We start from the raw sequence: 13,125 nt of genomic DNA, 5'->3' as shown, positions 1-13,125 counted from the left end.
CCCGAGAGATGGCGGGGCCGGATCGACCGGCCCCGCCTTTTTCGTAGCGGCCGGTCAGCCGATCAGGAAGTCATCCTCGGCAAGGCGCGCGAGGCGGATCCCGTCGAGGAAGACGGTGTCGTTCTCGCCCTCGTCGAGGGTGATCGTGATGCCGCGCGAGGTGGCGCGCATCGCATCGAGCACGTCCTCGTAGCTGTCGAAGCCGAGGCCGCACAGGTCGATCCGGTCCATCCGCGGGTCGAAGTCGAGGATGATGTCGGTGCCGGAATTCTCGCCGAACACGAAGGTGTCGGCGCCGAACCCGCCGCGCATCCGGTCGTTGCCCTCGCCGCCGATGATGACATCGTCGCCGAGGCCGCCGAAGAGGCGGTCGTTGCCCGCCCCGCCGTCGATGACGTCGGCGAACGCGCCGCCGCGGATCACGTCGGTGCCCTCGCCGCCATAGAGCTGGTCGGCGCGGAAGAGGCGGCCGCGCATCAGGTCGTTGCCGTCGGTGCCGACGGTCCAGCCCTCATAGGGGTCGGTGACCGAGACCGACACGGTCGCCGAGCTGGTGCCGTCGCGTCCGTCAGAGACCTCGTAGGTGAAGGTCGCCTCGCCGGTGAAGTCCGCCTCGGGCGTGAAGAGGACGTTGCCGTCCAAGTCGAGCGAGACCGCGCCGCCGACCGCATTTCCGACCGAGACGATCGAGAGGACGTCGCCGTCCGCGTCGGTGTCGTTGGCGAGGAGGGCGGCCGCCGCGAGCGTGAGCGCGGTGTCCACCGCCGTCGTGAAGCCGGTATCGTCCGCCGCGACCGGGTCGGTGTTGACGGGCGTGCCGGCGAGGGCGACGACCTTCACATCGTCGAACGAGATGCCTTCGCTCGCCCACGAATAGAGGCCGAACGTGCCGGTTTCGAGGGCGTGGTCCTCGATCGGGAGGGCGAACAGCGCCTCGCCGTTGACGTAGGCCTGGATCTTCCCGTCGACGATGTCGACGCGCAGGTCGATCGGGGCGCCGACTTCGTACTGGGCCGGAACCTGCGCCAGCGTCTTCTCGTACCCGTCGACCATGCGGCGCAGGTGGAAGAGGCCGCTCTCGTTGTCGAGCTCGAGCTTGTAGTAGTTTTCGGCGTCCTGGTAGTGGAAGAGTACGCCGAAGCCGTTGGTGTCCGGCGTCTCGATCCGCGCCTCGACCGAGTAGTGCGCCCAGTCGGCCGCCTCTTCCCCGTTATAGAGCGCGTAGGTGCCCTTGCGCAGCGCGTTCGCGCCATCGCCGAGCGGGCTCCAGCCGCGCTCCCACGGGTCGGACGCGGACGCCCCCTCGAAGACGAGCTCCTTCGAGTGGATGTCGGACATCTGATAGAGGCGCCCGTCGGCAAGCTGCCAGTCGGACGGCCCGCCGAGATCGCCCTCGTCGACGATCGTCCAATTGTCGAGGCTCTCGCCCTCGAAATCGTCGCTGAAGAGGACGTCCTCGGCGCCCACCACGTCGACCTTCACGAAGTCGGTCGCGACCGCGCCTTTCGCGTCGATCACCTCGAGCGTCACGCCCTCGGTGCCGGCGGGAAGGGCGACCGAGACCTCACGGCCGCGGGCGATCTCTTCGCCGTCGAGCATCCAGCGATAGGTGCGGATCTCGTCCGGGCCGAAGCTCGACGAGGCGGAGAGGTCGACATAGGCCGCGCCCGTGCCGTCCTCGTCGATGGTGCGGAGCGCCGCTTCCCCGTGCGCCGTGAGGCTCACCGCGTTGACGGTGAGGTTGTCGAAGATCGCGCTGCGCTCGTTGCTCGCATAGACGCCGACCGTGCCGCCATCGAGCGGCGTCGCGTCGCGCACCGGTCCGTCGAACACGTCCTTGCCGTCGAGGAGCACGGTGATCTCATCGCCGACGACCGCGATCCTGAGCGCCATGTCGTCGTTGAAGCGATAGCCGCCCGTCGCCTCGGCGAGCAGCGTCTCGACGCCGTCCTCCACCTTGACGAGCTGACGCGTGTTCTGCGCCGCGTCGAAGGTGACGCGGTAGTGGTTGCTCTCGTCCTGGAAGTAGAACACCGCGCCGATCGTGTCGTCGTCCGTGGAGCGGATGGTGAGGTCGAAGACATAGTCGGACCAGCCGAGCGCGGCGGGGTCGTTCCAGATCAGCGTCTTGTCGGCATTGTCCTGCGAATAATAGAGCGCGCCTTCCGGGGCGGAGAGGCCGGTCTGGTCGCCGACGCGCGAGTGGACGCTGCCCTTCACCATCCAGAGGCCGAGGTCGGACTCGTCGCGGAAGTCGAGCGTCGCGTCGCCGAAGGTGGCGTCGAGATCGCCCGCGAGGTCGAACTGCGTGGTCGCCGCGTCCGGGGCGGCATCGAGGATGCCGTCGGCGTCCGCGCCGCCGAGCGCCGCGATCGCCTCTGCGCTGAAGGCGGTCTCGCTGAAGACGACGCTGCTCACATAGGCGTCGTTCATCTCCCCGTCTTCGTCGGTGAAGAGGTAGAAGCCCTTCTCCCCGTCGAGGGTGAAGCGGGAGGCGTCGATGTTGGTGCGCGTGCCGACAAGCGCGCCGTCGATATATTTCGACAGGGTGAGGCTGCCGTCCGACTGCTCCTCGACCACGAGGGCGACGCGCTGCCATTCGTCGTAGGCGAATGTGCCGTCATAGCCGCCGCCGCCGAGCTCGGCCGTCCCCGATCCGTCATTCTTGTTGCGGATGAAGATGTCGCCGTCATTGGCGTTGTCGGGGTCGGTCTGGAGGAGGGAGAGGTAACGGCCCTGGCCGGAGGGCACCATGATGTCCATCATGATGGTGTAGGTCTTGATCTCCGCCTCGCCGGACGCCGGCTGCACGGCGAAGCCCTGCTTCTCGCCGGGGGCGGGGAAGAACATGATGTCGCCGTCGCCGCCCGGAAGGGCCGGCGCGCCGAGTTCCTCGGTGGTGCCGAACTCCGTGAGCGTCTCCAGCGCATCGCCCTTCGGGTCGACGATCGTGACGGTCGCCTCCCCGAGGCTGGGCTCGAAGCCGTTCGCGAAGTCGAACTGCACCGTCCGCTCGTCGACGCTCGTCAGCGGCGCCGCGGCGTTCGCCGCGCCATAGCCCTCGATCTCCTCGGTGGTGAAGACGCGGTCGGAGAAGACGACGCTGCCGACATGGGCCTTGCCGCTCTCGCCATTGTCGTCGGCGAAGAGGAGGAAGCCGCCCTCGCCGTCGATCGCCATCCGCTCCAGCGGGACGGACTGCTCGCCGACCATCACGCCGTCGATGTACTTCTTCAGCGTCGCGGTCTCGCCGTCGACCTTCTCCACGGTGAAGGCGACGCGGTGCCACTCGCCATAATTGATCGTGCCGTGGCGGCCGCGCAGGATTTCCAGGCTGCCCGTCCCGTCGTCGTTGTTCTCGATGAAGATGACGGCGTCTTCTTCGTTCGACAGGTCGTTCTGGAAGAAGGAGAAGTAGTCGCCCTGGCCGTCATAGACCAGGATGTCCATCATAATGGTGTAGGACTCGAAATCGTCGCCGGTCGACGGGTCGAAGCCCGGCTGCACGAGATAGCCTTGCGTGCCTTCGAGCGCCGGCATCGTCATGATGTCGGCATCGCCCCCCGGAAGCGCCGGGGCGCCGGCTTCGGAGGCCGTCTCGAACTTCGTCGCCTGGGCGAGGAGGGGGCGGACCGTCGTCCAGCCCTCGGCGCCGCCGTCGTTGAAATTCTCCGAGAAGAGAGTCCGGTCGCCGTTGACGACGACGCGCACGTTGTCGCGCGTGACCTGACCCGCGGCGTCCTCCACCTCGAGCGTCAGGACGTGCTGGCCGATCGCGAGATCCACGAGCGGCGCCTCGCCGGTCGCGACGACATGGCCGTCCGCGTCGAGCCAGCGATATTCGACGATGTCGCCCATCGGGTCGAGCGACTGGCCGGCGTCGAGCTGGACGGCGAGCGTCTCCTCGCCCGCCTCGGCGGTGAGGAAGAGATCGTCGCCCGCGAGCGCCAGCGCCTGCGGGACGACCGGGCCGAGATCGAGCCCGGAGATGACCTCCTGGTGCTCCTTGTAGTCGCCGGTCAGCTCACCCTCGGTGCGGCCGCCGGTGAGGTATGCATCGAACTCGGTGAAGTAGGTCTGGGTCGAGATCGTGCCCGCCTCCGGGTCGATCGTGACGAGGCGGATCGCGCCGTTGCCGCCTTTGGAGCCCTGCGAGGCGTCGCCGTTGCCGGTGATCTCGCGCGCGACGCCGTTCTGGTAGTTCACCAGCATCTGGTGAACGGGCTGGCCGTACTGGTTGTAACTCGTGACCGTCTCGGCGCCGTCCCCGAAGATGTGGCCGGAGAAGGTCATCACGACGTTCGGATATTTGGAGGCGAGCTCGCGCCACAGCGTCTCGCCGTCGGTGGCGTTCGCGAGTTCGTCGCCCATCCCGTAATTGTAGCCCGCGCCCTCGGCATAGACCGGGTCGCCGAGCGGATCGTGGCGGCTCGCGAAGTTGGTGATGGAGTGGCTGGTGATGATCACGCGGTGGTCGGGGTGGGCCTCCAGCACATCACCCGCCCAGCGCAGCACGTCCTCGCGCGCACCGAACTCCAACGAGAGGACAAGCCACTCTGTCCCGTCCGGCGCGTCGAACGTGTGGTAGGTGTTCGCCGCGCTCGTCGGGTCCTGGTCGTAGGTGCCGCCGAAGGTGCTGTTCACCTCGGCCTGCTTCTCCGGCGAGAAGAGGCTGTCGAGGAAGCTCGTCGAGTGGTCGCTCGCGCGCCCGTCGGTGCTCTGGTCGTGGTTGCCGGGGGCGAGCGAGTAGGGGATCACGCCGTCGAGCTTGCGCAGCGCCTCCTCGGCGATGGCCCAATTCTCGGCCGAGTTGCGCTGCGTGACGTCGCCCACATGGGTCACGAACTGGATGTTGAGGCTGTCGGCGTTCGCGACGAGCCATTCCGTCATGTTCCCGAAGATGTCGTAGAGGTCGGGGTTCGAGGTGTAGTCCTGCGTGTCCGGCAGGACGGCGATCGTGTAGGCGTTCTCGCCCGTCACGCGCACGCGGACGAAATCGGTGACGCTCTCGCCGGAGGCATCGGTCGCGGTGATCTCGAGATCGGTGAAGCCGAGCGTCTCGAGGAAGTCGATCGTGAGGAGCCCGTCCTCGATCGTGACGCCCGCGACGGTCGGGTCGCTGCTCTCGATCGAGAAGGAGAGGCCTTCGCCGGAGAAGACGGTGCTGAGGTCGATGACGCGGTCGTCCGATCCGCGCTGGGTCATGAAGTCGAGAATGGGGGCGGTGATGGCAACCATGGCGGGTCGGTCCTTGTTGGGCGCCGCTGGGGCGCCGACGACATGGCCGCCGGGGTAGTTGCCGCGTGTGACAGGTTCTTGAAATCGAGTCGCCGCCGATATCCCGATATTCCATGGGCGGTATCGCTATTTTCAATACGTCATAAAACGTTCGATCAGGGCCGATAAGTAAGTCTTGAGACGAGACCTGTGCTGTATCGCCCTATGATTGCAAGTGTTCCGACTTTTCCCGTGCGTTCGAGGGCGCGCGACCTTGGCTGCCGGCCTGACATCGCGGGCATGTCATGATCTCGATGACGCAGCTCCGCGCGTTTCATTTTGTTGCTGCGGCCGGCGGATACACCCAGGCGGCGCGGGAAATGGCGATCAGCCAGTCCACCCTGTCCGGCCAGGTGCGCCAGCTCGAGACCTCGTCCGGCGTCGCCCTCTTCGAGCGCAAGGCGCGCGGCGTGTCGCTGACGGCGGACGGGGAGGCGCTCTACAAGATCACCTCGCGCATGTTCGCCGCCCTCGCCGAGGCGGGGATGCTCCTGAAGCAGCCGCGCACCGCGGGCGGGCGGCTGCGCGTCGCGGCGGACGGGGTGGTGCACTGCCTGCCGATCCTGCGCCTCCTCAAGACGCGCCGTCCGCACCTCGCCTTCTCGCTGACGGTCCAGAATTCGGAGAGCGTGATCGAGACGCTCCTCGAATATCGCGCCGATATCGGCATCACCGCGCAGCTTCCGCGCGACGACCGTCTCCATGTGCGCTCGCTCGCGAGCATGCGGCTCGGTGTGTTCGTCGCCGCGCAGCACCCGTGGGCGGAGCGGACAGGGATGAACCTCGCGGAGCTGGAGGGCGCGGCCTTCGTCCTGCGCGAACGGGGTTCGCGCACGCGGGCGATCTTCGAGCAGAATCTGGCGCGCGCCGGGGTGGGGCTCGGCCCCGTGCTGGAGGTGGTCTCGCGCGAGGGTGTGCGGGAGGCGGTGGCGGCGGGCTTCGGCGTCGGCGTCACGGCCGACCTCGAGTTCGGCTTCGACTCGCGCCTGCGCTACATCCCCCTCGCCGACGCCGCGATCGGCATCGACGAATATGTCGTCTGCAATGACGAGCACCGGCGTCTGCCGATCGTCGCCGATTTCCTCGCCTGTGCCGTCGAGACCTTCCGCCCGGAGGTGGGCGGCCTCTGACGGCGCCTCGCGGCCTCAGTCGAGGGGCCAGACGGGGTGGTGGTCGTCGATCACGAAGGCATGGGCGTGGCGGACTGGCCCGTGGCGGTGCCATCCGGCCGCGTCCGCCGCCTCGATCGAACCGTCATGATGGGGCGCGTCGGCCGTGCCGTGGGCGTGGGCGAGCGGCGCGTGCGCGTGCTCCAGGATGTCCGGGTCGGCGCTTCGCCACAGGATGAGCGCCGCGACGACGCCGCCCGCGGCAGCGATCGCGAGGACGATGGCGGTCGGCCCGATCCCGAAATCAGCCGCGGGAGCGAGAGCGCGACCGCCAATTAGCCGAGCCCGTAGGCGGCGAAGGCGAGCGCCACCTCGCGGTCGCTGCCGCCGAGCGTTCCCTTCACGATCACCACCGTGTTGACGATCACCATCGCGCCCGCCGCGGCGACCGCGAAGGAGATGGCGAGGAGCCCCTTGAGGCGCGGGGTGGCGAGGTAGATCCACATCCCCCGCGTCAGCCGCTCGCGGAAGGATCGCGGCGTGGCGCGGGCAAAGGCGGGGAGGGCGACGCTCAGCACCAGCGCCGCCGACGCGAGGAGGCCGACCGCGTTCAGCGCGAAGAGCCAGTGGAAGCTGATGACCGTCAGGAGGGCCGCCGCGAGCATTGGCGAGACGAGCGATTCGAGGTCGTAGGAGAGCCGCGAGAGCGAGAGGGCCCGGATATAGTCCCCCTCTTCGGGGAGAACGTCCGGGATCGTCGCCTGGAAGATCGGCGTGAACATCGCCGAGGCCGCCTGGAAGGCGAAGACCAGGACCTAGATCTGCCAGATCTCGGTGACGAAGGGGAGGAGGAGCACCATCCCCGCGCGCACGAGGTCGAGGCCGACGAGGAAGGCGCGGCGCGGCACCTGTCCCGCGAGCGCCCCGGCGATCGGCGCGAGCGAGACGTAGGCGACCATCTTGATGGCGAGCGCCGTGCCGAGCACCTGCCCCGCATCGCGCCCCACGAGCGCGAAGGCCAGGAGCCCGAGCGCGACCGTCGTCAGCCCCGTGCCGAGGAGGGACAGGACCTGCGCCGCATAGAGGTGGCGATAGACCGGGTTGGCGAGAACGGACAGCATCTCTCGGCATCCTCGAGCGTGTGGTGCGCGGGGGCGGGCGCGCCGGGCGGGATGCCGATCCTCCACTTGCTTGGCGGCCGCAACAAGGCCGCTCGTTCCGTCAGGACCCGCCGCGGCGGCCGAACGAGGCGAAGGCAACCGCCGAAGTCACCAGGATCATCGTGACCGCGACCGTCGCGAGCGCCGTCGAGAGGGACGCGGCGGTGAGGACCGCGCTCGCGAAGATGACCCCCACCGCGTTCGCCGTGCGCAGGAGGGCGAACACCTCGGCGCGCTTGTGGGGCGGGGCGAGGGTGTCGAGGATCAGCGTGTAGTAGGTGCCGAGCGGTGCGAGCACCGAGCCGACGAGCACGGCGCCCACGATGGTGGTCGTCAGCGACAGGCCGAGCGCGGCGAGCGTCACGCCGAGCGACATGATCGCGAACTGCGCGACGACCGCCCGCCGGCTCGACATGCGGTTGCGCATGCTGATCCACACCCCGCCGGAGACGGAGGCGAGGCAGAGCGGCACGGTGAAGAAGATGGCGAGCGCCGGCTCGTAGCCGAACTCCAGCGCGAGGGCGACGGCGCCGATCTCGATGGATGCGACCGTCCCGCCGCTCGCCGCCGCGCAGACGAGCCAGAGGAGGATGGCAGGGCTGAGCGCCGAGGATCCGGGCTGCGGCGGCGTCTTCACGTGCGTCTCCCCGACGCTCGGGATGAGGAGGACCGGCAGGCCGCCGACGAGGGCCAGCGCGAGCACGGCGAACACCGGCGAGACGGTGCCGAGGCCGGAGGCGGCGACCGGCGCGAGGACGAAGACCAATTCGTTGAGGGTCGCGGCGATGCCGAGCGCGCGCGGCAGGCGGGCCGGCGGCGTCAGATGGTTGAGGAGGGGCCGCAGATAGCCGTAGGCGGCGCCCGTCACCGTCCCCGCCACCGCCGCGAGGGCGACGAGGACCGCGAACGGCGCCTGAAGGTGTGCGGCGAGCGCGACGGCGATGAGCGCCAGCGTGCGGAAGCCGACGAGGAGGCGGAGGTAGGTCGCGGCGGGCAGCGTGCGCCCGAGCCGCGTCACCGGCACGGCCCCCGCGACCTGCGCGAGCGTCATCGCGAGGATGATGGCGGCCCCGCCCGTCGCGTCGCCGATGACGCTGAGGGCGACCAGCGAATAGGCGACCGGACCCGCCGCGACGGGCACGGCCATGGTCGCCGACGAGGCGAGCCAGCGCACGAGTCGCCACGGGCTGGTGGGCGCGCCGCCGGGAAGCGGCGCGTCCGCATCGCGATCGCCAGTCATGGCCTGTCGGCCCCCGGCGAGATGATCTCCGATCCGCACGACATGATGTGTCCGACCGAGCGTCCCTTTCGCGGCGTCGCTGGGCTCTTGAGGATGCGCGCCTTCATTCAGTGGCTCGCGAGCTTCAGCACGATCACCCCGCCGATGATCATCGCGACGCCCATGATCCGGCCGGCCGAGGCCGCGTCGCCGAAGGCGAGGATGCCGACGAGGAAGGTGCCGGCGGCGCCGACACCGGTCCAGACCGCATAGGCGGTCCCCATCGGGATGTGGCGCTGGGCGAGGAAGAGCATGGCGCCGCTCGCCGCCATGAACGCGACGGCGATCAGCGCGCCGCTCCAGCGCGCGCCGGGGCTCTGGGCGATCTTCAGCCCGAGCGGCCAACCGATTTCGAGAAAACCTGCAAGAAGCAAATAGGCCCACGGCATGAACCGGCCCCTTTGATTGGGCCGGGCCGTTCCCGGGCATTCACTCCCACCATGGGCGAGGTCGTTACCTCACTGGGGGACCTCTACCAACGCCCCCTTCGCGGGGCAACCCGATCCGCGCAATGGAGGTCAGCTCGTCGCGAGCGCGGCCTCGATCAGCTCGCGCACATAGGCGTTCTCGCTGTGGAGGAGGACCTTTTGCGCCGGCCCCTTCTCCACCACCTTGCCGTGGCGCATGACGTAGATCGTCTCGCACATGTGGTTCACTGCGGCGAGATTGTGCGAGATGAAGAGGTAGGCGATGCCCTTCTCGGCGCACAGGCTGAGCACGAATTCCAGGATCTGCGCCTGGACCGACACGTCGAGCGCGGAGGTCGGCTCGTCGAACACGATGAGCTTCGGGTTGAGGATCAGGGCGCGGGCGATCGCGACGCGCTGCTTCTGCCCGCCCGACAATTCGTGCGGGTAGCGGTGTCGGAAGGCCGCCGGCAGGGCGACCACGTCGAACATCTCGGAGACGAGCCGCGCCATCTCCCGTCGCCCATAACCCCCCTGGATGCGCAGCGGTTCGGCGAGCGCGTCGCCGATCGTCATGCGCGGATGCAGCGAGGTGTGCGGGTTCTGGAACACCATCTGGAAGTTCTTGCGCGCGGCCCGCAGCGACCGGCGGTCGAGATTTGAGAGGTTCGTCCCGTCGAACACGACATCGCCCGCGCTCGGCTCGATGAGGCGCAGGAGCAGGCGGCCGACGGTCGACTTGCCCGACCCCGACTCGCCGACGAGACCGACGCGCTCGCCCGCCCCGATCCGCAGCGTCACGTCGTCGACGGCGGTGAAGGGGCCGGAGGGCGTCGCGAAGATCTTGGTGAGGCCGATCGCCTCGGAGAGCGCGCTCATGCGGGGACGACCGGGTTGTGGCAGGCGACGGCGCGCGCGCCGGGCCCGGCGAGCGGCGGGACGTCGCGCCGGCATCTGTCGAGCGCGCGGGCGCAGCGGGGGGCGAAGCGGCAGCCGGGCGGGGGACGCAGGAGATCCGGGATCTGGCCGGGGATCGAGGCGAGGGTCCGCTTCTCGGCATCGAGCCGGGGCGCGGCGGCGAGGAGGCCGGCCGTGTAGGGATGGGACGGCGCGCCGAGCACCGTCTCGGCCGGGCCGTCCTCCACGATGCGTCCGGCATACATCACCGCGATGCGGCGGCAGACCGTTTTGACCACCCCGAGATCGTGCGAGATGAGGAGGACGGAAAGGCCGAGATCGCGCACGAGGTCGGCGATCAGCGACAGGATGCGCCGCTGCACGGTGACGTCGAGCGCGGTGGTCGGCTCGTCGGCGATGAGGAGCTTCGCTCCGCCCGACAGCGCCATCGCGATCAGCACGCGCTGGCGCATCCCGCCGGAGAGCTCGTGCGGGTAGCTCGCCATCACGCGCGCCCCGTCGGGCAGCATCATGCGTTCCAGGAGGGCGATCGCGGCCTCGCGCCGCTGGCGGCCGGTGCGGCGCGCGCCCGAGAGGGAATCGTGCGTCTTCATGATCTCGGTGAGCTGGTCGCCGATCGTGAAGAGCGGGTCGAGGAAGGTCATCGGGTCCTGGAAGACGAACGCGACCTCCAGCGCGCGCAGGGACCGCAGGCGCCGCTTCGACATCGTCATGATGTCCTCGCCGCCATGCCAGCGGATCGCGCCGGTCGGGTAGCGCGCGCTCTCCGGCAGGAGCCGCAGCACCGACTTCGCGAGCACCGACTTGCCGCACCCCGTCTCCCCGACGAGACCCACCGTCTCCCCCTCGCGGATGGTGAGTGAGACGCGGTCGAGCGCGTGATAGGTGCCGTGATAGCCGTCGAAGGCGAGCGACAGCTCCTCGATGGCGAGGAGGGGGCCGCCGTCCGCGGGCGTCGCGATCGGGGAGCCTGCGCTCATTTGGACTGGCTCCGCGGGTCGAGGATGTCGCGCAGACCGTCGCCGAGCAGGTTGAAGCCGAGCACCGAGAGGTAGATCGCCATGCCGGGGAAGAAGGCGTACCACCACCATTGCGGCAGGTAGGCGCGGGCGACCGAGAGCATCGCGCCCCATTCGGGAGTCGGCGGCTTCGCACCGAGGCCGAGGAAGCCGAGGCTCGCGGCGGCGAGGATCGCGGTGCCCATGTCCATGCTCGCCTTGACGATCAGCGGGGACACGCAGTTCGGCAGGAGATAGCGGAAGACGATGCGGGGCGTACCGGCGCCGAGCGAACGGGCCGCCTCCACGAACGTCTCCTCCTTGAGGGCCTGGGTCTTGGCGTCGAGAAGGCGCACATAGCCCGGCCACCAGACGAGGGCGAGCGCCACGATGGCGTTGAAAATGCCGGGGCCGATGACAGCCACGAGCGCGATCGCGAGGACGAGGCCCGGAACCGAGAGGAAGAGGTTCGTCACCCACATGATGACGCGCCGCGTCGCACCGCCCGCATAGCCCGCGAGGATGCCGAGCGGAGCGCCGATGATCGCCGCGATGGAGGTGACGAGGAGGCCGATCTGGAGCGAGATCCCGGAGCCGTAGACGACGCGCGAGAAGATGTCGTTGCCGACATCGTCGGTGCCGAACCAGTGTGCGGCGGAGGGGGGCTGGAGGCGGTTCGCCATGTCGACCGCGCCGCCGAGATCGTCCGGATAGGGGACGATCCAGCGGCCGAAGAGGGCGGCGACCACGAAGAGGCCGACGATGAACGCCCCCAGCATCGAGGACGGGCTGCGGCGCAGGAGATAGAACGCGTAGCGCAGCCCCTCGAAGCGGCGGCGCGGGCGCGGCGCCGGCACCTCGTCCCCGACACTCGGCCGGTGCGGGTGGTCGGCCGGGAGGGCCTCTTCGGACTCGGCGAGCGTCATCGCGCGCCCTTCTGGCGCAGGCGCGGATCGAGCCAGGCATAGGCGACGTCCACGAGGAAGTTCACGATCATGAAGTTGGCCCCGATGACGAGGGTCACGCCGATCACCGGCTTGAAGTCGGACAGGAGCGCCGCGTTGACGGCCATGGTGCCGAGGCCCGGCCAGTCGAACACGGTCTCGACGAGGATGGAGCCTTCGAGCATCCAGCCATAGCGCAGCGCGGTCAGCGACAGGATGGGCAGCATGGCGTTGCGCAGCGCGTGGCGGCAGACGATGCGCCAGGGGGCGAGCCCGTGCGCGCGCCCGCCGAGCACGAAGTCGCTGCCGAGCACCTCGATCATCTCGGCGCGGGTGATGCGGGTGATCGCGGCAAGGCTCGGGAAGGCGAGCACGATCGCCGGCAGGATGAGGTAGCCGAGCGCCTCGCGCGCCGTCTCCCATTTGCCGCCGATGATGCAGTCGATGAGGAGGATGTGGGTGACCGGCTGCGGCATGTCGGCGAGGAAGCCGATGCGGCCTGAGACCGGGAGCCATCCGAGGCGCACGGCGAAATAGAGCTGCAGCAGGATGCCGAACCAGAAGAGCGGCAGCGCGACGCCGGAGACGGCGAAGATGCGCATCCCGTGGTCGATCCAGCTGTCGCGGAAGACGGCGGAGAGGACGCCGAGCGTAACGCCGCCGAAGACGGCGATGACGAGCGCGGCGAGCACGAGCTCGAGGCTCTTCGGCAGCGCCTCGGCGAGCTCGTCGACGACGTCGCGCGTCGTGGAGAGGGAGCGGCCGAGATCGCCCTGGAGGACGTCCCCGACATAGGCGACGAGCTGCTCGTAGAGGGGGCGGTCGAGCCCGTATTCCTTGCGGATCGTCTCGACCATCTCGGGCGTGGCGTTCGGGCCGGCGACGAGGCCGGCCGGATCGCCGGGCGCGACATTCGCGATGAGGAATGTCAGCACCAGGAGGCCGAAGAGCAGCCCGACGAGCTCGAGGGCGCGGCTGAAGAGGAAGCGGATCATCGAGTTTCCCCAGTCGGGCGCTTGGACGGGACGGCGCC

Annotated in this window: 9 protein-coding genes and 1 pseudogene; 2 read left to right on the top strand and 8 right to left on the bottom strand. The window is 69.2% G+C overall.

The annotated features are described in order from the left end of the window. Positions 1-54 precede the first annotated feature (54 nt). Positions 55-5,238, bottom strand: a complete 5,184-nt coding sequence (locus tag DBV35_RS25520) for a cadherin-like domain-containing protein (RefSeq protein WP_108663201.1) — start codon at positions 5,236-5,238, stop codon at positions 55-57. A gap of 284 nt (positions 5,239-5,522) precedes the next feature. On the opposite strand from DBV35_RS25520, the gene DBV35_RS25515 reads away from it, so the two are divergent. Both DBV35_RS25515 and DBV35_RS31495 read left to right on the top strand, forming a co-directional pair. After that, positions 5,523-6,407, top strand: coding sequence for a LysR family transcriptional regulator (locus DBV35_RS25515; protein WP_205648870.1), 885 nt, complete (start codon positions 5,523-5,525; stop codon positions 6,405-6,407). Positions 6,408-6,446: 39 nt separating this feature from the next. After that, positions 6,447-6,725 (top strand): hypothetical protein, encoded by a 279-nt coding sequence (locus DBV35_RS31495; RefSeq protein ID WP_245944089.1) that lies wholly within the window; start codon positions 6,447-6,449, stop codon positions 6,723-6,725. Here the strand turns inward: DBV35_RS31495 and DBV35_RS25510 are convergent. From DBV35_RS25510 to DBV35_RS25480, 7 genes and pseudogenes are all read right to left on the bottom strand, one after another. Then, a pseudogene (locus tag DBV35_RS25510) lies at positions 6,725-7,507 on the bottom strand (MFS transporter); the annotation flags it as partial. The gene DBV35_RS31495 and the pseudogene DBV35_RS25510 overlap by 1 nt on opposite strands. 100 nt (positions 7,508-7,607) lie before the next feature. After that, positions 7,608-8,786 (bottom strand): MFS transporter, encoded by a 1,179-nt coding sequence (locus DBV35_RS25505; RefSeq protein ID WP_108663200.1) that lies wholly within the window; start codon positions 8,784-8,786, stop codon positions 7,608-7,610. A gap of 107 nt (positions 8,787-8,893) precedes the next feature. Then, a complete protein-coding gene (locus DBV35_RS25500; RefSeq protein WP_108663199.1) occupies positions 8,894-9,214 on the bottom strand; it encodes a DMT family transporter in 321 nt (106 codons plus the stop codon). Positions 9,215-9,343: 129 nt separating this feature from the next. After that, positions 9,344-10,111, bottom strand: coding sequence for an ABC transporter ATP-binding protein (locus tag DBV35_RS25495; RefSeq protein ID WP_108663198.1), 768 nt, complete (start codon positions 10,109-10,111; stop codon positions 9,344-9,346). Further along, positions 10,108-11,130, bottom strand: coding sequence for an ABC transporter ATP-binding protein (locus tag DBV35_RS25490; RefSeq protein ID WP_108663197.1), 1,023 nt, complete (start codon positions 11,128-11,130; stop codon positions 10,108-10,110). Before DBV35_RS25490 ends, DBV35_RS25495 begins: the two co-directional genes overlap by 4 nt. Next, positions 11,127-12,074, bottom strand: coding sequence for an ABC transporter permease (locus tag DBV35_RS25485; protein WP_108663196.1), 948 nt, complete (start codon positions 12,072-12,074; stop codon positions 11,127-11,129). The genes DBV35_RS25490 and DBV35_RS25485 overlap by 4 nt, the downstream gene beginning before the upstream one ends. Further along, entirely contained in the window at positions 12,071-13,087 is a 1,017-nt protein-coding gene (locus DBV35_RS25480) for an ABC transporter permease (RefSeq protein ID WP_108663195.1), read from the bottom strand. Before DBV35_RS25480 ends, DBV35_RS25485 begins: the two co-directional genes overlap by 4 nt. Positions 13,088-13,125: the final 38 nt, after the last annotated feature.

The sequence above is a fragment of the Acuticoccus kandeliae genome, from assembly GCF_003073115.1.
Note: the sequence above shows the minus strand (reverse complement) of the source record. Positions and strands in the feature narration are given on the sequence as shown.

What these genes read in the sequence shown, in the direction of transcription:
- DBV35_RS25520 (WP_108663201.1), bottom strand. Translation starts at nt 5,238, where the DNA reads ATGGTTGCCATCACCGCCCCCATTCTCGACTTCATGACCCAGCGCGGA.
- DBV35_RS25515 (WP_205648870.1), top strand. Translation starts at nt 5,523, where the DNA reads ATGATCTCGATGACGCAGCTCCGCGCGTTTCATTTTGTTGCTGCGGCC.
- DBV35_RS25505 (WP_108663200.1), bottom strand. Translation starts at nt 8,786, where the DNA reads ATGACTGGCGATCGCGATGCGGACGCGCCGCTTCCCGGCGGCGCGCCC.
- DBV35_RS25500 (WP_108663199.1), bottom strand. Translation starts at nt 9,214, where the DNA reads ATGCCGTGGGCCTATTTGCTTCTTGCAGGTTTTCTCGAAATCGGTTGG.
- DBV35_RS25495 (WP_108663198.1), bottom strand. Translation starts at nt 10,111, where the DNA reads ATGAGCGCGCTCTCCGAGGCGATCGGCCTCACCAAGATCTTCGCGACG.
- DBV35_RS25490 (WP_108663197.1), bottom strand. Translation starts at nt 11,130, where the DNA reads ATGAGCGCAGGCTCCCCGATCGCGACGCCCGCGGACGGCGGCCCCCTC.
- DBV35_RS25485 (WP_108663196.1), bottom strand. Translation starts at nt 12,074, where the DNA reads ATGACGCTCGCCGAGTCCGAAGAGGCCCTCCCGGCCGACCACCCGCAC.
- DBV35_RS25480 (WP_108663195.1), bottom strand. Translation starts at nt 13,087, where the DNA reads ATGATCCGCTTCCTCTTCAGCCGCGCCCTCGAGCTCGTCGGGCTGCTC.